The 20613-nt window shown below is 69.0% G+C and carries 22 protein-coding genes; 7 read left to right on the top strand and 15 right to left on the bottom strand.

The genetic code is table 11. The features are described from left to right. Positions 1 to 7: 7 nt before the first annotated feature. From ACSX1C_RS11470 to ACSX1C_RS11460, 3 genes are all read left to right on the top strand, one after another. Positions 8 to 565, top strand: a complete 558-nt coding sequence (locus ACSX1C_RS11470) for a hypoxanthine-guanine phosphoribosyltransferase (RefSeq protein ID WP_318645124.1) — start codon at positions 8 to 10, stop codon at positions 563 to 565. A 4-nt stretch (positions 566 to 569) separates the two neighbouring features. Next, entirely contained in the window at positions 570 to 1043 is a 474-nt protein-coding gene (locus ACSX1C_RS11465; protein ID WP_439886244.1) for a WbuC family cupin fold metalloprotein, read from the top strand. 101 nt (positions 1044 to 1144) lie between these two features. Continuing rightward, positions 1145 to 2155, top strand: coding sequence for an Ldh family oxidoreductase (locus ACSX1C_RS11460; protein WP_439889406.1), 1011 nt, complete (start codon positions 1145 to 1147; stop codon positions 2153 to 2155). Between the two features lie 76 nt (positions 2156 to 2231). Here the strand turns inward: ACSX1C_RS11460 and ACSX1C_RS11455 are convergent, their stop codons facing one another. The 14 genes from ACSX1C_RS11455 to ACSX1C_RS11390 all read right to left on the bottom strand — a co-directional run bounded on the left by ACSX1C_RS11455 (position 2232) and on the right by ACSX1C_RS11390 (position 15846). Then, positions 2232 to 3815: an aldehyde dehydrogenase (NADP(+)) gene (locus ACSX1C_RS11455; RefSeq protein WP_439886243.1), complete on the bottom strand. Its 1584-nt coding sequence runs from the start codon at positions 3813 to 3815 to the stop codon at positions 2232 to 2234. A gap of 110 nt (positions 3816 to 3925) precedes the next feature. Continuing rightward, positions 3926 to 4873: a dihydrodipicolinate synthase family protein gene (locus tag ACSX1C_RS11450; protein WP_439886242.1), complete on the bottom strand. Its 948-nt coding sequence runs from the start codon at positions 4871 to 4873 to the stop codon at positions 3926 to 3928. Between the two features lie 142 nt (positions 4874 to 5015). Continuing rightward, on the bottom strand, positions 5016 to 6053 hold the full coding sequence (locus ACSX1C_RS11445; protein ID WP_439886241.1) for a trans-3-hydroxy-L-proline dehydratase: 1038 nt from the start codon (positions 6051 to 6053) through the stop codon (positions 5016 to 5018). 9 nt (positions 6054 to 6062) lie between these two features. After that, positions 6063 to 6785: an amino acid ABC transporter ATP-binding protein gene (locus tag ACSX1C_RS11440; protein ID WP_439886240.1), complete on the bottom strand. Its 723-nt coding sequence runs from the start codon at positions 6783 to 6785 to the stop codon at positions 6063 to 6065. Then, positions 6778 to 7428, bottom strand: a complete 651-nt coding sequence (locus ACSX1C_RS11435; RefSeq protein ID WP_318646296.1) for an amino acid ABC transporter permease — start codon at positions 7426 to 7428, stop codon at positions 6778 to 6780. Before ACSX1C_RS11435 ends, ACSX1C_RS11440 begins: the two co-directional genes overlap by 8 nt. Before the next feature lie 13 nt (positions 7429 to 7441). Further along, entirely contained in the window at positions 7442 to 8107 is a 666-nt protein-coding gene (locus ACSX1C_RS11430; RefSeq protein WP_439886239.1) for an amino acid ABC transporter permease, read from the bottom strand. Positions 8108 to 8110: 3 nt separating this feature from the next. Next, positions 8111 to 9883 carry a cis-3-hydroxy-L-proline dehydratase gene (lhpI, locus tag ACSX1C_RS11425; protein WP_439886238.1) on the bottom strand — a complete coding sequence of 591 codons (1773 nt, stop codon included), beginning with the start codon at positions 9881 to 9883 and terminating at the stop codon, positions 8111 to 8113. 72 nt (positions 9884 to 9955) lie between these two features. Then, positions 9956 to 10774 carry an ABC transporter substrate-binding protein gene (locus tag ACSX1C_RS11420; protein ID WP_369959904.1) on the bottom strand — a complete coding sequence of 273 codons (819 nt, stop codon included), beginning with the start codon at positions 10772 to 10774 and terminating at the stop codon, positions 9956 to 9958. 351 nt (positions 10775 to 11125) lie between these two features. Beyond that, positions 11126 to 11887: a helix-turn-helix domain-containing protein gene (locus ACSX1C_RS11415; protein WP_439886237.1), complete on the bottom strand. Its 762-nt coding sequence runs from the start codon at positions 11885 to 11887 to the stop codon at positions 11126 to 11128. A gap of 79 nt (positions 11888 to 11966) precedes the next feature. Beyond that, on the bottom strand, positions 11967 to 13238 hold the full coding sequence (locus ACSX1C_RS11410; RefSeq protein ID WP_439886236.1) for an FAD-dependent oxidoreductase: 1272 nt from the start codon (positions 13236 to 13238) through the stop codon (positions 11967 to 11969). Beyond that, the gene (locus ACSX1C_RS11405; RefSeq protein ID WP_439886235.1) at positions 13235 to 13471 is read right to left on the bottom strand and encodes a (2Fe-2S)-binding protein; all 237 of its coding nucleotides are present in this window, start codon (positions 13469 to 13471) and stop codon (positions 13235 to 13237) included. The genes ACSX1C_RS11410 and ACSX1C_RS11405 overlap by 4 nt, the downstream gene beginning before the upstream one ends. Beyond that, positions 13468 to 14589 carry an NAD(P)/FAD-dependent oxidoreductase gene (locus ACSX1C_RS11400; RefSeq protein WP_439886234.1) on the bottom strand — a complete coding sequence of 374 codons (1122 nt, stop codon included), beginning with the start codon at positions 14587 to 14589 and terminating at the stop codon, positions 13468 to 13470. Before ACSX1C_RS11400 ends, ACSX1C_RS11405 begins: the two co-directional genes overlap by 4 nt. Further along, positions 14586 to 15521, bottom strand: a complete 936-nt coding sequence (locus tag ACSX1C_RS11395) for a 4-hydroxyproline epimerase (RefSeq protein ID WP_439886233.1) — start codon at positions 15519 to 15521, stop codon at positions 14586 to 14588. Before ACSX1C_RS11395 ends, ACSX1C_RS11400 begins: the two co-directional genes overlap by 4 nt. 109 nt (positions 15522 to 15630) lie before the next feature. Then, positions 15631 to 15846, bottom strand: coding sequence for a hypothetical protein (locus tag ACSX1C_RS11390; RefSeq protein ID WP_318645139.1), 216 nt, complete (start codon positions 15844 to 15846; stop codon positions 15631 to 15633). Between the two features lie 136 nt (positions 15847 to 15982). Here ACSX1C_RS11390 and ACSX1C_RS11385 point away from each other — a divergent pair, with 136 nt between their 5' ends. Next, complete coding sequence (locus tag ACSX1C_RS11385) at positions 15983 to 16780, top strand: CHAD domain-containing protein (RefSeq protein ID WP_439886232.1); 798 nt, start codon at positions 15983 to 15985, stop codon at positions 16778 to 16780. A 133-nt stretch (positions 16781 to 16913) separates the two neighbouring features. Continuing rightward, a complete protein-coding gene (locus ACSX1C_RS11380; RefSeq protein WP_318645141.1) occupies positions 16914 to 17255 on the top strand; it encodes an FKBP-type peptidyl-prolyl cis-trans isomerase in 342 nt (113 codons plus the stop codon). Positions 17256 to 17445: 190 nt separating this feature from the next. Here the strand turns inward: ACSX1C_RS11380 and ACSX1C_RS11375 are convergent, their stop codons facing one another. Next, positions 17446 to 18354 carry a LysR family transcriptional regulator gene (locus ACSX1C_RS11375; RefSeq protein ID WP_439886231.1) on the bottom strand — a complete coding sequence of 303 codons (909 nt, stop codon included), beginning with the start codon at positions 18352 to 18354 and terminating at the stop codon, positions 17446 to 17448. A gap of 236 nt (positions 18355 to 18590) precedes the next feature. Between ACSX1C_RS11375 and ACSX1C_RS11370 the strand changes: the two genes are divergently transcribed. Continuing rightward, entirely contained in the window at positions 18591 to 19577 is a 987-nt protein-coding gene (locus ACSX1C_RS11370; protein ID WP_439886230.1) for a zinc-dependent alcohol dehydrogenase family protein, read from the top strand. A 62-nt stretch (positions 19578 to 19639) separates the two neighbouring features. After that, entirely contained in the window at positions 19640 to 20602 is a 963-nt protein-coding gene (locus ACSX1C_RS11365) for an LLM class oxidoreductase (RefSeq protein WP_439886229.1), read from the top strand. The last annotated feature ends 11 nt before the right edge of the window (positions 20603 to 20613 follow it).

Genomic DNA, 20613 nt, shown 5'->3' with positions numbered 1-20613 from the left:
ACGCACCATGCCCGCCGATCTCGCGCACATTCGCCAAGTCATGGCGGAAGCCGACTGTTTGTACACCGAAGCCGAAGTCGAGGCGGCCATCGACCGGGTCGCCGCGGCGATCAACGACCAGCTGGCCGAGCGCAACCCGGTGGTGTTCTGCGTGATGAACGGCGGCCTGATCTTCTCCGGCAAGCTGCTGCCCAAGCTCGACTTCCCCCTGGAGCTGTCCTACCTGCACGCCAGCCGCTACCGCAACGAAACCAGCGGCGGCGAGCTGTTCTGGAAGGCCAAGCCGGAAATCTCCTTCATCGACCGCGACGTGCTGATCATCGACGACATCCTCGACGAGGGCCACACCCTCGGCGCCATCATCGACTTCTGCCGCCACGCCGGCGCGGCGGCGGTGCACACCGCGGTGCTGATCGACAAGGAACACGACCGCAAGGCGCGCCCGGACCTCAAGGCCGATTACGTCGGCCTGCCGTGCATCGACCGCTACATCTTCGGCTACGGCATGGACTACAAGGGCTACTGGCGCAACGCCGCCGGCATCTACGCGGTCAAGGGGCTGTAACGCCATGAGCGCGCCGCGTCTGCTCGACCAGCGCCTGTTCAGCGAACTGGCCGCGCAGGCGGCGGCCAACCCGCGCCAGCGCCAGCACCACAACTTCCATGCGATGGAGGAGTCCTGCCACCGCATGGCCGTGGGCCTGCAGCCGGACACCTATATCCCGCCGCACCGCCACCTCTCGGCGGACAAGGCCGAGGCCCTGCTGGTGCTCAAGGGCCGCCTGGGGCTGCTGATTTTCGACGAGGCCGGCGCGCTGCAGGGCAAGCGCGTGCTGGAGGCCGGCGGCGACTGCGTCGGCGTCGACCTGCCGCCCGGGGTGTTTCACGCCCTGGTGGTGCTGCAGGCCGACAGCATCCTGTTCGAGTGCAAGGCCGGGCCCTACCGGCCGGTCGGCGAGGGCGAGCGCGCGCCCTGGGCGCCGCAGGAGGGCGAGGCCGCTGCGGCCGCGTACCTGGCCTGGATGCGCGGACAGTTCGCCTGAGTGCGGCTGTGCCGAATTCGTCGGTTGCGCAGGCTAAACGGCTCAAGCCGCTCCCGCTTCGAGGCGCCACGCTAGCCGTTGGTTAGCAGAGGAGCCGCACCCTGATTCGATTGACCCTGGAACAAGCGCGCGAACTGGCGCAGGACATCCTGCGCCGCAATGGCTTCAGCGAGCCCCACGTGCAGGCGGTCAGCGCCACGGTGCTGGCTGGCGAGCGCGACGGCTGCGCCTCCCACGGCCTGTACCGGCTGCTCGGCTGCGTGCGCTCGCTCAAGGCCGGCAAGGTGGTCGCCGACGCCGTGCCCGAGGTGTTCGACCAGGCGCCGGCGATCGTCCGCGTCGATGCCCGCGGCGGTTTCTCCCAGCTGGCCTTCCAGGCCGGCCTGCCGGCGCTGCTGGCCAAGACCCGCGACTGCGGCATCGCCGCCCTGGCGATCAACCACTGCGTGCATTTCTCCGCCCTGTGGGTGGAGATCGAGGCCCTGACCGCGGCCGGTCTGGTGGCCCTGGCCTGCACCCCGAGCCATGCCTGGGTGGCGCCGGCCGGCGGCAGCCAACCGGTGTTCGGCACCAACCCGATCGCCTTCGGCTGGCCCCGGGCCGGGCACGACCCGTTCATCTTCGACTTCGCCACCAGCGTCATCGCCCGCGGCGACATCGAACTGCACCGCCGCGCCGGCAAGCCGATCCCCGAGGGCTGGGGCGTCGATGAACAGGGCCGGCCCAGCACCGATGCGGCGGCGGTGCTGCGCGGCGCCATGCAGACCTTCGGCGGGCACAAGGGCTCGGCCCTGGCGGCGATGGTCGAACTGATCGCCGGGCCCTTGATCGGCGACCTGACCAGCGCCGAGTCCAAGGCCTTTGACGCTGGCGGCGACAGCTCGCCCTATCACGGCGAGCTGATCATCGCCCTGGACCCGCGGCGCTTCCTCGGCGATGCGGCCGAACAGCACCTGGCGCGGGCCGAAACCCTGTTCGAGAGCATCCAGGGCCAGGGCGCGCGGCTGCCGTCGCAGCGCCGCTACCAGGCGCGGGCACGCAGCGCCGAACAGGGTGTGCAGATTCCCCGGGCGCTCTACGACGACCTCAAGGCATTGCTTGTCGCCGGATGACGGGCTGAGCGGATAGAAAAGCCCCGGCTCGATGAGCCGGGGCAAGACGGCAACCCTGGGACCTGGCCGACAGCTTTCAGGGCAGGGCTTGCCGCGTGGTCTCACCGTCCACCAGGCGGGCGATGCCCAGGGGATTGGCGTTCTGCAGGGCGGCCGGCAGCAGCGCGTCCGGGCAGTTCTGGTAGCAGACCGGGCGCAGGAAGCGCTCGATCGCCGCGCTGCCGACCGAGGTGCCGCGGGCATCGGAGGTGGCCGGGTAGGGGCCGCCATGGACCATGGCGTCGCCCACCTCGACCCCGGTCGGGTAGCCGTTGAGCAGCAGGCGCCCGGCCTTCTGCTCCAGCAGCGCCAGCAGTGGTGCACAGTGGTCCAGGTCCGCCGGATCGGCGATCAGGGTGGCGGTCAGCTGCCCGTGCAGGCCATGCAGGGCCTGGGTCAGCTCGGCCATGTCGGCCACCTCGACGACGATGGTCGTGGGGCCGAAGACTTCCTCCTGTAACAGCGGGTCGCCCTCGCGCAGCAGGCGGGCGTCGGCCTGCAGCAGCTGTGGCCACGCCTGCCGGCCGGCCTGCGCGCGACCTGCCAGGTGGCGCACGCCCGGATGACCCTGCAGCGCCGCCACGCCTTGCTCGTAGCTACGCAGGGTGCCGGCGTTGAGCATGGTCTGGGCCGGTTGCTCGGCCATCCGGGCGGCCAGGCCCTGCACGAAGGCGCCGAATTCGGCCGAACGGATGCCGATCAGCAGGCCGGGATTGGTGCAGAACTGGCCGCAACCCAGCACCACCGAGGCGCTCAGCTCGCCGGCGATCTGCGCGCCGCGCTGCTTCAGGGCTTCGGGCAGCAGCAGCACCGGATTGATCGAACTCATCTCGGCGAACACCGGGATCGGCTGCGGCCGCGCCGCCGCCAGGTCGCACAGCGCCCGGCCGCCCTTGAGCGAGCCGGTGAAGCCGACGGCCTGGATGGCCGGGTGCCGGACCAGGTCGGCGCCCACGCCGTTGCCGTAGACCATGTTGAACACCCCGGTCGGCATGCCGGTCTTCTCCGCCGCCTGGATGACCGCCTGGGCGACTAGTTCTGCCGTGGCCATATGCCCGCTGTGGGCCTTGAACACCACCGGGCAGCCGGCGGCCAACGCCGCGGCGGTGTCGCCGCCGGCGGTGGAGAAGGCCAGGGGGAAGTTGCTGGCGCCGAACACCACCACCGGACCGAGGCCGATGCGGTACTGGCGCAGGTCCGGGCGCGGCAGCGGCTGGCGCTCGGGCAGCGCGCGGTCGATGCGCGCGCCATGGAAATCGCCCCGCCGCAGCACCCGGGCGAACAGGCGCAGCTGGTTGCTGGTGCGGCCGCGTTCGCCCTGGATGCGGCCCGCCGGCAGGGCGGTCTCGCGGCACACCAGCTCGACGAAGTCCTGGTCCAGGGCGTCGATCTCGGCGGCGATGGCCTCGAGGAACTCGGCGCGGCGCTCGGCCGCCAGGCTGCGAAATAGCGGATAGGCGGCGGCCGCGGCCCGGGCGGCGGCGTCCACCTCGGCCGGCGTGGCCTGGTGGAAGCTGTAGGGCAGCGCCTCGCCGGTCGTGGCGTCGAGGCTCTGCAGGATGACCTCACCGGCGGCGCTGCGGCCGCCGGCGATGAAGTTGTGGCCGATGGTAGCGGGCATTGTTAGCTCCTGTTGGGGCCTATAAACAGGTACGGAATGTTGGGTTGAGTTCGGCTATTGCTTGGCGGATCGGCCGGATTCGCTGGAAGCACCCGGCCGAAGCACGGCGATCAGGCGAGGTTCTGTTCGGCCGACCAGTTGGCGTACCACTGGCGGAACAGCTGGTACTGGGTCTCGGCGTAGTGACGTTGGGCGGTGCTGAGCGCATCGGTTGCGTTGAAGTGCAGGGCGTATTCCTGGTCGCCGCCCAGCACCATCAGGTGTTTGTAGTAGAGAACCAGGTCGGTGCCTTCGTCGAAAGACGACAGCACGTTCAGCGCCTCGGACAGCTCCAGGGCGCGGCGGCGGGCAATAGCGTCGCCCTTGGCGGCCTGCTTGCTCAGTTCGACCAGCTGCAGCACTTCGCGCGGCAAGACGTTGCCGATACCGGTGATGGTGCCGGTCGCACCGCAATTGACGAAGCCATGCATGACCTGGGTATCGACACCGGCCATGAGAATCACTTCGTCATCCTGCGAGGTGATGTGCTCGGCGGCGTAGCGCATGTCGGCGGCGCCGCCGAATTCCTTGAAACCGATCAGATTGGGGTACTGGCGGCGCAGTTTGAAAAACAGTTCGGCGCGGGTGGCGAAGCCGTAGTACGGGCTGTTGTAGATCACCGCCGGCAGCTGCGGCGCCGCTTCGAGAATGGCGGAGAAATGCGCTTCCTGGGCGGCCGGCGAAGCGCCACGGGACAACACGCGGGGGATGACCATCAGGCCATGGGCGCCGACTTTGGCGGCGTGGGCGGCGTGGGATACTGCTTCGCGACTGTTCACCGCGCCGGTGCCGACGATAGTCGGGATGCCGGCGGCGACCAGGCGCGCCACCCCTTCCTGGCGTTCGGCCTCGGTGAGCAACGGCCAGTCGCCCATGGAGCCGCAGTAGACCACCGCGCTCATGCCGGCTTCGATCATTTCGCGGCCCTTGCGCACCAAGGCGTCGAAGTCCGGCTTGCGCTCGGCGGTGCAGGGGGTCATCAGGGCGGGGATGGTGCCGGTGAAGATGGTGCTGTTCATGCTGTCGCCTCCTGGGCAGATTAAAAGTATTTCGTATACGAAAATAAAAGGCCGTTATAAACCCTTGTTGCCATTGGTTGGGCCTAGGTTCGGTTCATGGCGCCGGCGAGGCGGCGGTTTTCAACTCTTCAAAAAGTAGGGTTTAGCGCTTCGGCTCGACCGGCCAGGTATCCGAGAGGCGGTAACCGGTCGGCCAGGGGTCGCTGGGGTCGAGCAGGTGCTGGTGGGTGCCGGTGATCCAGGCCCGGCCGGACAGGCAGGGGATGATCGCCGGGCGCCCAGCCACCTCGGTGAGGCTGTCGATGCGGCAGTGGAATTCGGAGCCGATGATCGAGCGGCCGATAAAGCGTTCGCCCACCGCCAGCTGGCCCCTGGCGTGCAGCACCGCCATGCGCGCCGAGCAGCCGGTGCCGGTGGGCGAGCGGTCGACCTTGCCCGGGCGGATCACCACGGCGTTGGCGGCGCTCAGCACGCCCTGCTGCCGTTGCAGCGGGCCGGCCAGCTGGCAGAAGGAGATATGCTCCCAGTCGCGGTTCAGCGGATGGACGAAGCCCAGCTGCTCGTTGGCCGCGCGGGTGATCTTCAGGCCCATGGCGGCCAGGTCGGCGGCCTCATCGGCGCCCAGGGAAAAGCCCAGGGCCCGGGCGTCGGCGATGACGAAGCTGTCGCCGCCGTAGGCGGTGTCCACCTGCAGCGAGCCGATGCCCTCCACCTCGATCCAGGCGTCCAGCCGGTCGGCGAAGGACGGCAGGTTCTTCACCTCGACCCGCTCGACCTTGCCGTCGCGGCACTGGGCCACCGCCTCGATCAGGCCGCCGGGGGCCTCCAGCACCAGGCGGGTCTCGGGCTCCGTCATCGGCAGGATGCCGCTCTCCAGCAGCACGGTGGCCACGCACAGCGAGTTGGAGCCGGACATCGGCGGGGTGTCGGCCGGTTCCATGATGATCCAGGCCATCTGCGCCCGCGGGTCCTTGGCCGGCAGCAGCAGGTTGACGTGACGGAACACCCCGCCGCGCGGCTCGTTGAGCACGAAGTTGCGCAGCCGCTGGTCCTCGGCGATCCAGCGCGACTGCGCCCAGAGCGTGTCGCCGGGTGGTGGCGCGACGCCGCCGACTATCACGTCACCCACCTCGCCCTCGGCGTGGCAGCTGACCACATGGATGATCTTCGATGAACGCATCCTGGCCTCCTAGAGCACGGACTTGAGGAAGTCGGCGGTTTCCGCGCGCTGCGGATTGCCCAGCACCTGCTCGGGCGTGCCGATCTCGTGCACCAGGCCGTTGCGGAAGAACGCCACGCGGTCGGACACCTCACGGGCGAAGCTGATCTCGTGGGTCACCAGGACCATGGTCATGCCTTCCTCGGCGAGCAGGCGCATGGTGTCCAGCACCTCGCCGACCAGCTGTGGGTCGAGCGCCGAGGTGGCCTCGTCGAACAGCATGTAGTCCGGCGACATGGCCAGGGCGCGGGCGATGGCCATGCGCTGCTGCTGGCCGCCGGAGAGCTTGCCGGGGAACACCCTGAGCTTGTCGCCCAGACCGACGTGGGTGAGCTGCCTGACCGCCATGGCCTCGGCCTCCTGCTGGCTCTGGCCGAGCACCTTGCGTGGCGCCAGCATGACGTTCTCCAGCACGGTCAGGTGGGGGAAGGCGTTCCACTGCTGGAACACGATGCCGATCTTCTGCCGCAGCTTGTTGAGGTCGGTGGCCTTGGCGTGGACCTCGGTGCCGTCGACGCGGATGCTGCCCTGCTTGATCGACTCCAGGCCGTTGATGCACATCAGCAGGGTCGACTTGCCCGAACCCGAGCCGCCGATGATGGACACCACCTCGCCCTTGTCCACGGTCAGGCTGACGCCCTTGATCACGTCCAGGTCGCCGAAGGATTTGTGTACGTTGTCGATCTCAATCATTTTCCTGCCACCTTTTCTCCAGTTGGTTGCCCAGGCGAGCCACCACCAGGCTGATGAAGTAGTAGATGAGCCCGGCGATGCACAGCACCAGCAGCGGCTCCTGTATGCGCGTGACGATGGTCTGGGAGGCGCGCAGCAACTCGATGATGCCGATCCACATGACCAGGGCGGTGTCCTTCATCACCGACAGGCTCAGGTTCAGCCAGCCGGGAAAGGCCACCCGGGTGGCCATGGGCAGCACGATATGGCGCAGGTCCTGCCAGTAGCTCATGCCGAGCGAGCGGGCGGCGCGGCGTACGTTGGGCGACACCGCCAGTACGCCGCTGCGCACGATCTCCGTGCAATAGGCCGCGGCATACACGCCGAGCACCCCGCAGGCGACGGAAAAGGCGCTCCAGTCCAGGCCGGCGATGCTCTTGAGTGAATTGAACAGGACGAACTGGATCAGCAGTGGCACGCTGCGAAACACATCCAGCAGCCAGGCCAGCGGCAGGCTGGCGCGCGGCAGGGTGGCCCGCAGCAGGCCGCAGAGCACGCCGCCTAGGGTGCCCAGCAGCATCGCGCCGAGGGTCAGCAGGATGGTGGTCCAGGCGCCCTGCAACAGGAACAGCAGGTCGGTCGAGGTGAGGCTGGTAGCGAACATGGCCATGGCTCTCTCAGTAGCGGAACAGGCGCCAGCCGAGCAGGCGAGCGGCCAGGACTATGGCTTTGGCGATCAGGTAGTAGAGAACGGCCGCCAGGGCGAAGTATTCGAAGGTGCGGAAGGTCTTCACGTTGTAGTCCTGGGTGACCCCGGTGAGGTCGTTGTTCAGGCCGACGATGACCCCCAGGGAGGTCATCAGCACCGCCCAGACCATCTGGTTGGTCAGCGGGTAGAAGACGATGCGCAGCAGCTGCGGCACGACGATCAGGCGGTAGGCCTTGAACGCGCTCATGCCCAGCGAACGGGCCGCGCGCATCTGCGTCTCCGGCACGGCCTTGAGGCCGCCGCGGAAGTTCTCCGCCAGGTAGCCGGCGTTGTTGAAGGTGATCCCGGCCAGCAGCGCGGCCCAGGAGCTGATATGCAGGCCGAAGGAGCCGAGGCCGAAATACAGCAGGTAGATCTGGAACAGCGACGGCGTGTTGCGCGCCACCGACACCCAGGCCTCGGCGAAGCCGCGGGTCAGCGGGTTCTTCATCTGCCGCATCAGGCACAGGCACAGGGCGATCAACACGCCGAAGATCATCGACAGGGCGGCGGTCTCGAAGGTGACCCAGGCGCCGCCGAGCATGTCGGGCAGCGCCTTGAAGGCCGAGCGCCAGTGAAAGCTGTAGTCGAACATGGCTCAAGCGGCTCCTTGGCTGGGGGTGACCGGGTTCAGCCAGGCCGGCAGTGCGCCGTTGGCCTGGCCCGTACAGACGGCCTCGACGCAGGCCGCCAGGCCGGCGAAATGCACCTTGCGGCCGACCAGGCCCGGGGCGTAGTGGGCGTACTTGGCGGAGTTGGTCATCAGGGTCGTGGCCGCCACCGGCAGCAGCGGCTCGCCGAGCATGCACCAGCAGGTGTCGGTGACGAACTGCGCGCCGAAGGCCTCCAGCGTGGCGACATGGCCGGCCGCGCAGGCCTGGTCATGCACCTGGCGGCCGAGGGTGATCATCAGGGCCACGTCCGGGTGCTTGCGGCGGCCCGCGCAGAGGGCGGCCAGCCTGGCGCATTCGCTCAAGGAGAAGTGCGGATTGCCCAGGGACACCAGGCCCAGCTCGGGGCTTTCGGCGCTGTTCAGCTCGCGCCAGCTGGCGAGCAGGTCCTTGCGGCCGAGGCGCAGGACCCGCTGCGGCGGCATACCGCCCAGGGCCTGTTCGGCGCTCGCGGCCTCCGGGGTCACCCCGGCGATGTGGAACATCGGCGCGGCCGAGGTGGTGGCGAAGGCGGCGCCGAACGCCTTGAGGTCGTCCAGGCTCGGGGCGGCCTGTTCCAGGCCGCAGACCACGGGGATCTGGCTGCCGGCCAGGGTGCCGAGGTGATAGCCCAGCAGCGGATAGAAGGCATCGTCCAGCTGCTCCGGCAGCCTCACCTCGACCAGCAGGCTGGCCAGACGGCCTTCCTCCAGGTGGCAACCGCTCAGCGGCGCGCGGCCGGTCAGGGCGATGCAGATGTCCAGGTAGTCGGGGTACTTCTGGGTGCGCGCGCCCAGCACGCTGTTGGCGTACACCACCGCGTTGGACTCGGCCCAGACCAGCTGCTCGCCGGCCTTGGGCGCGCTGTCCAGCAGGTAGGGGGCGCAGGTGAAGCTGAGCTGCGCGCCCATTGCCATGTAGACGTCGCCCAGGGCGCTGGCCGGCTCGCCGAAGGCCGGGTCGATGCCCTGGGCGCGCCAGCGGCGCTGGTCCACAGAGATGGCGTTGAGGGTGGTCGGCACCCGCACCGCGGCCCCCCAGTCCAGCAGCTGGCGGGCGAAGCGCAGGCTGGCCGGGCCGGTGTAGATGCAGCCGTCGATATGCGCCTGGGCGATATCGATCAGCTCGCGGGCGCCTTGCAGTTCGGCCATGCGCAGGACGATCTGCATGGCCACCTGGGCGGCCTTGCCGTGCCTGCCGTCGAGCAGGGCGCGGTCCTGGTCGCTCAGGTTCACGGGGCTGCGGCTGCCCGGCTGCTGGACGGCGTCCAGTGGCGCCGGGCGCCAGCCGTCCTCGGGAGGCGAGTCATAAGTGTTGAGCTGGTTACCTTCGATGCGCACGAAGCGGTGGCCGCGCAGGCTGGCGAAGGCCTCCTCGCCGACGCAGACCACCGGCAGGCCGCGCTCGAACAGGCTCCGGGCGACCAGCACGCCCAGGCTGAGAATTTCCTCGGGGCGCGCCACCACCAGGGCGGCGGGCGCATGACCGTTGAGAGTCAGTTCCAGCAGCACGCTGCTGCCGGTGCAGGAGCCGCGGCCGCTGGGCAGCGCCAGCACGCGCCCGGCGATGACCTGGCCACTCAGGGGGTGATGGCGGTCGATCACCTCGCCGCTGAAGGGGTCGACCCCGCCCCAGAAACTCAGGCCGACGTCGGCATACAGCAATTCGCCTTGCGCGGCGCCGGCAACCAGGCTGCGCGCTCGTATCGACAGATCAGGCATCTGTAGCTCCCGTGCGACCCGCGGGTCGCACGTCGATTGGTAGGTGTGGGTTCAGCGCGTGCGGCGCGTGGCTCAGTAGTACACGCCCGGTACGGCCAGGTTGACCGGGGCGATCTGTTCGCCGACCCACTTGTTCCACAGCTCCTGGTAGCGGCCGGTGCGCACCTGCTGATTGACGAACAGGTTCATGTAGTTGAGCAGGCCGTACTCGCTGCGCTTGGCCGCCAGGGACACGTAGTCGATGGTGTAGGGCGCGTCGCCGGCGATCTTCAGGCCCTTGTACTTGCCGGACTTGAGGGTCGAGGCGGCGACGGTATTGGTCACCACCGTGGCGTCGATATGCCCCTGGGCCACGGCGAGGATGGTGTCGTTGAGGCTCTGGTAGGCGCGGAAGCTGCCGCCGCCCCAGCCCTTCACGTCCTTCTCCAGGGCGATGGCCTCGTAGGTGCCGCTGGTGTTGCCGACCGGGCGGCCCTTGAGGTCCTGGTAGCTGCCGATGCCGCTGTCCTCGCGGGTCAGCACCACCATCTGGAAGGCGAAGTAGGGCACGGTCATGCCGACCGTCTTGGCCCGTTCCAGAGTGTCGGAGGTGGACGCGACTATGACGTCGGCGCGGCCGGAGATCAGCGCCGGGATGCGATCGGGGAAGGGCGTTTCCACCACCTCCGGGGTCACGCCCAGGACCTTGGCCAGGTCGGCGCAGTAGTCCACGTCGAAGCCGGCCGGGTTGTTGCCTTCGTCGCGGAAGCCCATGGGCGGGAAGTCCAGGGTCACGGCGCAACGCAGCTTGCCGGATTCGATGATGTCGTCGAGTTTGTCGGCCTGGGCCAGGCCGGTGACGCAGGTGCTCAGGACGGCGGTGAGGGCTACGGCAATTGTTGGAGTTTTCATAGGGGCCTCGTTTCGGTTGGGGGAGCGTTGTCTGGATATCGCGTCTTTCGTATTGATGATTTCGTATACGATATTAAATATGCACTCGCTGTGCCAAGAACCGGTCTCAGCTTCCTGGGCGTGTCGTCGAGTGCTGCTCGTCGGGCTGCAGCCCGCCATTCATGGGTGTCGCCGGGGGCAACGAGGAGGTCGCGCAAGCCAGCGCTGGAGCCGCTGGGGATGGCCGAGGCGGTGCAGAAGGGGGCGGAGATGTCACAGAAGGAAGCAGGGCGGCTCGCCCTGCACCCTTAGGTGACACCTAGGGGTAACAGCCACTCGGCGAGGCGGACCCGCAATGCGGGCAGTGGCGTGTTAAAGGTTGCGCTGGCGCTCGCGGTACTGGCTGGGGGACAGCCCGGTGAGGGCCTTGAACTGGCGGCTGAAGGCGCTGTGGTCGGTGTAGCCGCAGCGCAGGGCGATCTCGGTGATCGGCAGCGCGCCGGTCAGCAGCTGGGAGGCGGAGCCCAGGCGCGCGCGGTGAATCATCTGCCGCGGATTGAGGCCGAAGATGCGTTTGCACAGGCGTTCCAGCTGGGCCACCGACAGGCCGGCGATGGCGCAGAGGTCCTTCACCGCGATGGGCTGGGCATGGTGCAGGCGGATATGGGCGTCCACCGCCGCCAGCTTCTGGTAGGCCGGGTGGCTGGCCTGGGGCGCCTGCAGATCGTAGGAAATGCCGGCCATGCCGATGATCGCGCCGTCACGGTCGCGCAGGGCCAGCTTGTGGGTCAGGCACCAGCCGGGCTCGCGACCGGGGTAGAGGTGCAGCTCCAGCTGGTCGCGCAGTGGCGCGCCGCCCTGCAGCACGCGGCGATCCTGCTCGGTATAGCGCGGGCCGAAGCGCGAGGGAAACACCTGTTCGGCGGTCATGCCGAGCAGCGCGTCACGCTCCTTGAGGGCGCAGCGCTGCACCAGGGTCTGGTTGACCAGCACGTAGCGTGCCTCGGTGTCCTTGATGAAGAACACCACGCCGGGCATGGCGTCGAGCAGCGGCAGGATCAGTTGCAGGCTGCCGAGCAGCTCGTCGAGGTCGCAGGGCGGGGGCAGCAGGTGTTCGGGGGGCGGGGGCAGCATCGGGGCAGAGGGTCCAGGCAGGCTGAGTGGGGCGCTCGCCTGGGCGAGGGCGGTCCTACTCTAAGATGCGCCGGCGGTATCAGGGAAGCGCAGCGTCCGTTGCCGAGGGCTCGGCCAGCTGCACCAGGCTGTCGATGCGCGCCGGCGACAGCGGCGTGCGCGGTGCCGGCGCCGGCCAGTCGAACAGGAACTGGCTGGCGCCGCCGCAGATGCGTCCCTGGCAGGCGCCCATGCCGCAACGGCTGTGCAGCTTGGCCTCGACCCAGCCGCTGCGCCCGGCAACTTCGCCATAGGGTACGTCCTCGCAGCGGCACAGCAGGGTGTCGGCGTCGGCCAGGCGCTTGAGTCGCGGGTCGAGGGCGAAGCGCCGGCCCAGCTGGGCGGCGAAGGCCTGCCAACGGCGCCGTTGCGACCACAGGGCACGGGCCCGGTCCAGCTCGCCGACCGCGGCGTGGCCGGCGATGGCGCCCTCGACCAGGGCCAGCTCGCTGCCGCCGAAGCCGGTGCACTCGCCGGCGGCGTAGTGGCCGTCCAGGCTGCAGGCCTGCCAGGCATCCACGGCGATGGCCCGGTCGCTCAGGTCGCAGCCCAGGGCCTGGCCGAGCTGGGTGTTGGGGACCAGGCCGAAGCCGCAGGCCAGACGTTCGCAGGCCATCTCCACTACCTTGCCGTTCTGCCACAGGCGCACGCCCTCCAGGCGCTCGCGGCCGAGGGCGGCGAGCACGTAACTGCCGCTGCGGTAGTGGTGGTCGAACAGCCGGGCGGCCTGCAGCAGCTTGCCGGGCCAGCGCGGCAGTTGCGCGGCGAAGGCCGCCAGGGCGCTGAGGGGCGCCTGTTCGGCGATGCGCAGCAGCCGGGCGCCGGCCTGCTTGGCGGTGGCGGCGCTGGCCAGCAGCAGCGGGCCGCTGCCGGCGACCACCAGGCGTTCGCCGGCCACCGGCACGCCGCCCTTGATCAGCGCCTGCAGGCCGCCGGCGCCGGTGACCCCGGGCAGGGTCCAGCCGGGGAAGGGCAGCAGCAGCTCGCGGGCGCCGGTGCAGAGGACCAGCCTGGCGTAGCGCGCCTGCCAGGCGCTGCTGTGGTCCTCCAGCAGCAGCCGGCGTGGGCCGGCGATGGCCAGCACCCGGGTGGACGCGAACAGCCGGATGTTGCCCGCCGCCGCCAGCGCCTCGCGATGGCGCCTGGCGCTGGCCGGCAGCCGGGCCTGCACGCCGTCGCGCCAGATCTGCCCGCCCGGCGCCGGGTTGTCGTCGATAACGCCGATGCGCGCGCCACTGGGTGCGGCGGCCAGGGCCGCGGCCATGCCGGCGGGGCCGGCGCCGACGATCAGCAGGTCGAAGTCGCGGATCATGGCCGGGTCTCCACCCGCATGCCGGGCTGGCACAGGGTCTGGCAGGCCAGGCGGCGCCGGCCGTCGATGCTCACCCGGCACTCCTGGCACACGCCCATGCCGCACAGCGGCGCGCGGCGCCGGCCGCCGACCGAGGTGCGGCTGCTGCCGTCGCCACCGAGGCAGAGGGCCGCCGCCACCGTGCAGCCGGCGGCTACTTGCAGGGCTTGGCCATCCAGGCTGAGTTCGATCATGGGGTTGGCTCCAGGGCGGTGGGGTGCTGAGCGAAACGTTCGGGCCGGTAGGGCGCGGGGTCGATGGCCGGGCGCTCGCCGCACAGCTGGGCGGCGAGCAGCCGGGCGCTGCCCGGCGCGGTGGTGACGCCCAGGCCCTCGTGGCCGACGGCCAGCCAAAGCCCGGCTTGCTGCGGATGCGGGCCGAGCAGCGGCAGGCCGTCCGGGCTGGCGGCGCGAAAGCCGGTCCAGCTGCGGATGGCGTTCATGCTCGCCAGCCCCGGCAGGTAGTCGAGGGCGCGCGCCAGCATGCGCGCCAGCACCGGGCCCTCGACGGCGGGGTCGAGGCTGTCGAACTGCCGCGAGGAGCCGAGCAGGATCTGCCCGGTCGGCCGCGGCTGGGCATTGAAGGCCACCGAGCTGCCGCTGCTGGCATGGGCGCTGGCGGCATAGCCGAGTTCCACCAGCTGATGCCGGATGCGCCCGGGGTAGCGGTCGGTGATCAGCAGGTGGCCCTTCTTCGCCCGGATCGGCAGCTGCGGGCACAGCTCGCCGGCGTGGATGCCGCCCGCCAGCACCACCGCCTCGGCGGTGAGCCACTGGCCGCCGGCCAGGCGCACGCGCCTGCCGTCGATTTCGCTGACCTGGGCGCACTGCTGACGGATGCGCCCGCCGCCCTGTTCGAGCAGCCAGCGCGCGGCATTCGGCGCGTAGAGGATGGCGTCGCCTGCGACCTTTAGTGCGCCCGTCAGATCCTGGCGCAGCATCGGCTCGGCCTCGCGCAGGGCGTCGGCGTCGAGCAGCTGGCAGGCGATGCCCGCCTCGCGCAGGGCCTGGCCCTTGTGTTCGGCGGCGTCCAGCTCCTCGCGGCTGGCCGCCAGCCACAGGGTGCCGCAGCCGTGGTAGGCGCAGTCGGCCGGCAGATGCGGCGCCCACTGGCGCCACAGCTCGAGGGAGTAGCGGCTCAGGGCCAGCTCCGCCGGGTTGTCGTCCATCGCCACCAGGTGGCCCATGCCCGCCGCCGTGGCGCCGCCGCGCCGGCTGTCGAGCACCAGCACGTCCAGGCCACGACGGGCGAGTTCATGGGCGCAGGCGCTGCCGACTATGCCGGCGCCGATGACGATGGCCTCGGCATTCATCCGCGGATACCCCAGGCGAAGGGGTCGTCGTCCTCCAGCAGCAGGGTGGCCTCGGCGCTGAGATGGGCGCGGCCGCGAATGGTCGGGACGATGTGGCCGTCGTCCTGTCGCTCATAGCTGGCCTCGAACTGGCTGCCGATCACGCTGGCCTGGCGCCACAGGGCGCCGGGCGCCAGCTTGCCGTCGGCGGCCAGGCAGGCCAGCTTGGCGCTGGTGCCGGTGCCGCAGGGCGAGCGGTCGTAGGCCTTGCCCGGGCAGAGCACGAAGTTGCGGCTGTCGGCGGTGTCGTCGGCGGCGAACAGCTCGATATGGTCGATCGGCCCGCCGTCCTCGCCGCGCAGACCCTGATCCTCCAGGGCCTGCTGCACGGCCACCGAGTAGGCGGTCAGCGCCTCCAGGTTGTCGCCGGCCACGCGCTGGCCGTGCTCGGCGATCAGGAAGAACCAGTTGCCGCCCCAGGCGATATCGCCGGTGACCTTGCCGTGCCCCGGCACTTCCAGGGGCACCGCCTGGCGGTAGCGGTAGGCGGGCACGTTGCGCACGCTCACCGAACGGTCCTCGTGCAGGGTCGCCTCGACGGTGCCGACCGGGGTCTCGATGCGATGCAGGCCCGGCTGGATGCACCCCAGGTGGGCCAGGGAGGCCACCAGGCCGATGGTGCCGTGGCCGCACATGCCGAGATAACCGCTGTTGTTGAAGAAGATCACCCCGGCGCTGGAGCTGGGGTCTACAGGCTCGCACAGCAGTGCGCCGACCAGCACGTCGTTGCCGCGCGGCTCCAGCACGCTGGCCGCCCGCCAGTGGTCATGCTGTTCGGCCAGACGCTGGCGGCGCTCGCCCATGCTGCCCTGGCCCAGGTCGGGGAAACCGTCGAGCACCAGGCGGGTAGGCTCGCCGCCGGTGTGTGAGTCGATGACGTGGATGCGTTTCATGACGCCGGCACCTGTGCAGTAAAGGTACCGTTAAGCCTGGCGCTTCAGGGCGGCGCCGGCTTGATGGGAATCGTGCGAGGTGATGACGAAATCGGCACAGCGTGGGGTTCTAGGCGCGGCGTAGGCCCTGGCCGGCAATCTCGTCCCGGATCAGCTGCAGCTGGGCGGCGTCCTGGTTCATGCGCTGGATCACGTTGAATAGCTGCTGCTTGAGCAGCTCGTCGCCGAGGCGCTCGGCGGCGCGCATCACCACTATGGTGGCGGCCTCGTTGTTGGCGGCCACCAGGTCCAGTGTCTTGCAGATGTGTCGGGTTGCTCGGCTCACGTGCTTCGTCCTTGGGAAAGCGTGTCGGCACTCTAGAGCCGCCTTGTTGCCGTTTTATGGCAGCGCCGCTGCCGATACTCGGGCGTGCTTATATGGCTATGCTTGCGCTGAATGACAGCCGAGGAACGAGGTTGCGATGTCCCTGGTCGACGCCGTGGTTGCCCATGTTCTGCGTATCGAGGTGAGCCTCTACCACGCCCGTGCCCGCCTGGAAGCCGGCACCGACGGCGAAGCCCTGCACGACCTGCGCATCGGTCTGCGGCGTCTGCGCAGCCTGCTCAAGCCGCTGCGCGACCGGGACGGGGTGAGCGTGCTGGAGACCGCCGCTGCCGCCGTCGGCACCCTGACCTCGGCGGCGCGGGACCTGGAGGTGCTGGCTGTCGAGCTACGCCGGCGCGGCCTGCATGCAGCGGCCGGACGCCGTGAGGCCAGGTTGGCGGGGCAGTATGACGAGATCCTGGGCAGCCCGGAGCTGGAGCGGCTGTTCGCCGGCCTGGATGCCTGGCCGGCGGACTTTCGCCGGGCTGAGCGCGACGGCGAGTTGCGCCGGTTGGACAGGCTGCTCGACAGGCGCCTGGACAAGCAGCGACGGCGCCTGCAGGACGCCCTGGCCAGTCTGCAGCATGATCCCCATCGCCTCCGCCTGCTGGTCAAACGCAACCGATACGCCGCCGAGGCCTACCCACACCATGCGCTCATCTCGACCGGGGCCAAGGCTGCCCTGAAGGCCGTGCAGTCGGCCCTGGGCGCCTGGCACGACCGGTACCAGTGGTGTCTCAGGGCCAGCCGGGAGTCCGACCTGCGCGCGCTGCGCCAGCCCTGGCAGGACGAGGCCGTGGTGGCGTTGCAGCGCGCCGAGAGCCGGATGCTGGTGTTGCAGCGGACACTGGCCGGCGAGCCCAGGGCCGACGGCCTGTCGAGGACGCGCCTGTGAATAGGCCGCTCCGCCGTTTGCCGGGGGCCCTGCGCCCGGTGTTTCCGCCCAGATCTCTTGCCAGGCGGGCGGTTTCCTGCGAAAAACCGCCCGGTTAGCCGGCCGCGGGCCGGCCCCTGAACGAGAGTGGGCGATGAGCAGCGAATTGCAGGTGCTAGACATTCAAGTGGGCGAGGGCAAGGCCGTGGTCAAGGGCGCCCTGATCACCACCCAGTACCGTGGCTTTCTCGAGGACGGCACCCCGTTCGACTCCTCCTACGAGCGCGGCAAGCCCTTCCAGTGCGTGATCGGCACCGGGCGGGTGATCAAGGGCTGGGACCAGGGCCTGATGGGCATGCGCGTCGGCGGCAAGCGCAAGCTCCTGGTACCGGCTCACCTGGCCTACGGAGAGCGCAAGATCGGCGAACACATCCCGGCCAACTCCAACCTGATCTTCGAGATCGAACTGCTGGAAGTGCTGACCCGGGATGACTGAGCGCCGGGCCGGGCGTCTTGCCCAGGTCGGCCAGGGGAAGCAACAGCAGATTAATTTCGTCGGTGCTTTTTGGGGGCTGTGGTGGGCGCGACCCACTACATTCTGCCCCGCGCATCGCTGCCGTCTTCTGGTCAGGCCGACTGCAGTCAGTACTCAGCTCCCATGCAACAGGCTGGGCAGACTGGTGTGATTACGCAGCCGGCAGCGCCTGGTCCCAGTAAGGTTCCTCTCCAAAATATTCGGCGTAGAAGTCGATAAAGGCCCGCACCTTGGGGGCTAGCAGGCGTGAACTGGGGTACATCGCCCAGATCGCGGTTTGCGCAAGCAGCGGGCTGTTCGGTAGCACCTGAACCAGCTCGCCACGCGCCAGGTGCTGGTAGACGCTCCAGGTCGAGCTGATGGCGATGCCCAGGCCGCTGACACAGGCGTCGCGCATGGCCTCACCGTTGTCGGTCCGCAGCTGGCCATGGGTTTTGATGCTGAGCGGGCCATTCGCCGTGGCGAAGACCCAGGTCTCCAGCCCCAGCAGATTGATGCATTGGTGATCGAGCAGGTCCTGGGGCGAGAGGGGTTCCCCGTACTGTTCTAGGTACTCCGGCGCGGCGCAGAGGATGCGCCGGTCGGGTGCCAGCCTGCGGGCCACCAGGCTCGAGTCCTTGAGCTCGGCATTGCGGATCGCAATATCGAAGCCGCCCTCGACCAGGTCGACGATCGAGTCGGACAGCCGCAGGTCCAGCGACAGATGCGGATAACGGGCGAGAAACGTCTTCAGCGAAGGCAGCAGATGCATGCGGCCGAACGAAGCGGGTGCCGTGACCCGCAACGTCCCCCTGGGCGCCGTACTGCCCGCGCCCACCGAGCCGCGCGCCATTTCCACGCTGGCCAGCACTTCTTCGGCGTAGGGCAGAAAGGCTTCGCCCTCCTGAGTGAGCGACACCTTGCGTGTGGTGCGATGCAGCAAGCGCACGCCAAGCCCGTCCTCCAGCTTGCTGATATGGGCGCTGGCCACCGCCGGCGACAGGCCCAATTCCTGGCCGGCCTGGCTGATGTTGTGGGTGACCGCCAGCCTGACGAAGAGCTTGAGATGCTCGATGTTCATGGTCGATATTCAACAAAATCTAAAAAGTGATTGCTTTTGATGGTCGATTATCAGCAGGCGGTCTGTCAAATATGCTGGCCCCATCAAGCACACAGCGCTCACGGCAAGCCGTCAGTTCAGGGTGCTCGAATCATGGGCTGGATGAGTCAGCCTGAAGCATCACACCAGTGGTCTGCACCCAGCCTGCATGGCTCTCGGTGCCTCGACCGCCCCCGATATAGCCAGGAGATGTCCCCATGAAAGCGATGATCCTCGAGCAGTACGGCGAAAACGCCGCCTTCCAGGCCGCCGATCTGCCGAAGCCGGTGGTCAAGGCAGGCCATGTGCTGGTGCGCATCGCCGCCACCAGCGTGAACACCGTCGACACCATGATCCGCCAGATGGGCCAGGACCTGCCGCTGTCGCCGGCCCTGCCCGCCGTGCTGGGGATGGACTTCGCCGGCACAGTCGAGGCCGTCGGTGAAGGCGTCAGCGGCTTTGCGCCGGGCGACGAGGTGTACGGCTGTGCCGGTGGCCTGGCCGACCTGCAAGGCACGCTGGCCGAGTACATGCTGGCCGACGCCCGTTTGCTGGCGCATAAGCCCAAGTCGCTGTCGATGCGTGAGGCGGCCGCCTTGCCACTGGTGGGCATCACCGCCTACGAAGGCCTGCAGCGTGCCGGCACCCACGCCGGACAGCGCGTGCTGGTACATGGGGGTGCGGGCGGTGTCGGCCACGTGGCCGTGCAACTGGCCAAGCACCTGGGCGCGGAGGTGTACGCCACCTGCTCGGGTGAGCAGCAGGCCAGCGTGATCCAGGACTATGGCGCCACGCCGATCAACTACAGGAACGAGTCGGTCGCCGACTATGTGGCGAAGCACACCGACGGGAAGGGGTTCGAGGTCGTCTTCGACAGCGTTGGCGGCGCCAACATGAGCAACTCCTTCGAGGCCGCGGCGCTGAATGCTCAGGTGGTGACCACCGTATCCATGCTCGAACTGGACCTGACGCCCGCGCACTTCAAGGGCCTGTCGGTGCACGTGGTATTCATGCTGATCCCCATGCTGCACAACCACAGGCGTGAAGAGCATGGCGCCATTCTCACCAAGCTCGCCGAGATCGCCGACGCCGGGGCGCTCAAGCCGCTGCTGGACGACACGCGGTTTGCCCTCGAAGACATCGGCCAGGCCCATGCGCGTCTGGGCAGTGGCCAGGCGATCGGCAAGGTAGTGGTCGAGTTCTGACCACGCACGGTGGGGCGGACCCAGGGTTGGAGCCCGCCGCACTCATGGCAAGAGGGGTAGTAATGATGTCCGAACATCGGGGGTTCGCCCCCATCAACCGGGGGTACGAGGCAGTCTTTCACCTGAACAGGCTGAGCCTCGGCCTCGTGGTGCCCATCGAGCGCTATGCGGACAGTCCTGTCCCCTCGATGCGCGCTCACCTCGAGCGGGTCAGGCTGGCCGAGCAGCTGGGGTTCGCCGCGGTCTGGCTGCGCGATGTGCCGTTCAACGTGCCGTCATTCGGCGATGCCGGCCAGCTCTACGATCCCTTTGTCTACCTGGGCCTGCTGGCCGGGCAGACCGAACGCATCGCGCTGGGCGTCGCCAGTGTCGTGCTGCCCTTGCGTCACCCGGCCCATGTGGCCAAGGCCGCTGCCAGCGCCGACGCCCTGTCGGGCGGGCGCCTGCTGCTGGGCGTCGCCTCGGGCGACCGGCCGGACGAATACCCCGCCCTCAAGCGGAACTACGAGGATCGTGGTGTGCGCTTTCGCGACAGCCTCGACTACATCCAGCGGATCTGGCAGCACGCGCCTGCGCTCGACAACCGCTATGGCAGCCCTGGCGCGGGCATGGACATGCTGCCCAAGCCCGTCGCAGAAAAAGTGCCGTTGTTGATCACCGGCGCCAGCCAGCAGAGCCCGGACTGGCTGGCCAGCCATGGCGACGGCTGGATTACCTACCCGCGGCCCGTGGCGGTTCAGCAGCAGCTCATCGGCGATTGGCGAGCACGGACAATTGCCGCCGGCCACGGGATCAAGCCCGCCATGCAGTCGCTCTATATCGACCTGCTCGAGCAAGATGATGCACCGCCCCAGGCGATCCACCTCGGCTTTCGCGCGGGCATCCACTACCTGCGGGCCTACCTGAAATCGCTCGAGGCCATCGGCATCAACCATGTGGCGCTGAACCTGCGCTTCAACCAGGCCGATATCGAGACCACGCTGCAGCGCATCGCCGACGGGCTGTTGCCGGACTTTACTGCTTGAGGAGGTGAGCC

It is taken from the genome of Pseudomonas sp. MBLB4123 (assembly GCF_051904775.1).
In the GTDB taxonomy this organism is placed as follows: domain Bacteria; phylum Pseudomonadota; class Gammaproteobacteria; order Pseudomonadales; family Pseudomonadaceae; genus Aquipseudomonas; species Aquipseudomonas benzenivorans_B.
Note: the sequence above shows the minus strand (reverse complement) of the source record. Positions and strands in the feature narration are given on the sequence as shown.

What these genes read in the sequence shown, in the direction of transcription:
- ACSX1C_RS11440 (WP_439886240.1), bottom strand. Translation starts at nt 6,785, where the DNA reads ATGATTGAGATCGACAACGTACACAAATCCTTCGGCGACCTGGACGTG.
- lhpI (WP_439886238.1), bottom strand. Translation starts at nt 9,883, where the DNA reads ATGCCTGATCTGTCGATACGAGCGCGCAGCCTGGTTGCCGGCGCCGCG.
- ACSX1C_RS11450 (WP_439886242.1), bottom strand. Translation starts at nt 4,873, where the DNA reads ATGAACAGCACCATCTTCACCGGCACCATCCCCGCCCTGATGACCCCC.
- ACSX1C_RS11375 (WP_439886231.1), bottom strand. Translation starts at nt 18,354, where the DNA reads ATGAACATCGAGCATCTCAAGCTCTTCGTCAGGCTGGCGGTCACCCAC.
- ACSX1C_RS11385 (WP_439886232.1), top strand. Translation starts at nt 15,983, where the DNA reads ATGTCCCTGGTCGACGCCGTGGTTGCCCATGTTCTGCGTATCGAGGTG.
- ACSX1C_RS11415 (WP_439886237.1), bottom strand. Translation starts at nt 11,887, where the DNA reads ATGCTGCCCCCGCCCCCCGAACACCTGCTGCCCCCGCCCTGCGACCTC.
- ACSX1C_RS11420 (WP_369959904.1), bottom strand. Translation starts at nt 10,774, where the DNA reads ATGAAAACTCCAACAATTGCCGTAGCCCTCACCGCCGTCCTGAGCACC.
- ACSX1C_RS11370 (WP_439886230.1), top strand. Translation starts at nt 18,591, where the DNA reads ATGAAAGCGATGATCCTCGAGCAGTACGGCGAAAACGCCGCCTTCCAG.
- ACSX1C_RS11455 (WP_439886243.1), bottom strand. Translation starts at nt 3,815, where the DNA reads ATGCCCGCTACCATCGGCCACAACTTCATCGCCGGCGGCCGCAGCGCC.
- ACSX1C_RS11380 (WP_318645141.1), top strand. Translation starts at nt 16,914, where the DNA reads ATGAGCAGCGAATTGCAGGTGCTAGACATTCAAGTGGGCGAGGGCAAG.
- ACSX1C_RS11395 (WP_439886233.1), bottom strand. Translation starts at nt 15,521, where the DNA reads ATGAAACGCATCCACGTCATCGACTCACACACCGGCGGCGAGCCTACC.
- ACSX1C_RS11435 (WP_318646296.1), bottom strand. Translation starts at nt 7,428, where the DNA reads ATGTTCGCTACCAGCCTCACCTCGACCGACCTGCTGTTCCTGTTGCAG.
- ACSX1C_RS11445 (WP_439886241.1), bottom strand. Translation starts at nt 6,053, where the DNA reads ATGCGTTCATCGAAGATCATCCATGTGGTCAGCTGCCACGCCGAGGGC.
- ACSX1C_RS11470 (WP_318645124.1), top strand. Translation starts at nt 8, where the DNA reads ATGCCCGCCGATCTCGCGCACATTCGCCAAGTCATGGCGGAAGCCGAC.
- ACSX1C_RS11405 (WP_439886235.1), bottom strand. Translation starts at nt 13,471, where the DNA reads ATGATCGAACTCAGCCTGGATGGCCAAGCCCTGCAAGTAGCCGCCGGC.
- ACSX1C_RS11465 (WP_439886244.1), top strand. Translation starts at nt 570, where the DNA reads ATGAGCGCGCCGCGTCTGCTCGACCAGCGCCTGTTCAGCGAACTGGCC.
- ACSX1C_RS11400 (WP_439886234.1), bottom strand. Translation starts at nt 14,589, where the DNA reads ATGAATGCCGAGGCCATCGTCATCGGCGCCGGCATAGTCGGCAGCGCC.
- ACSX1C_RS11410 (WP_439886236.1), bottom strand. Translation starts at nt 13,238, where the DNA reads ATGATCCGCGACTTCGACCTGCTGATCGTCGGCGCCGGCCCCGCCGGC.
- ACSX1C_RS11430 (WP_439886239.1), bottom strand. Translation starts at nt 8,107, where the DNA reads ATGTTCGACTACAGCTTTCACTGGCGCTCGGCCTTCAAGGCGCTGCCC.
- ACSX1C_RS11365 (WP_439886229.1), top strand. Translation starts at nt 19,640, where the DNA reads ATGATGTCCGAACATCGGGGGTTCGCCCCCATCAACCGGGGGTACGAG.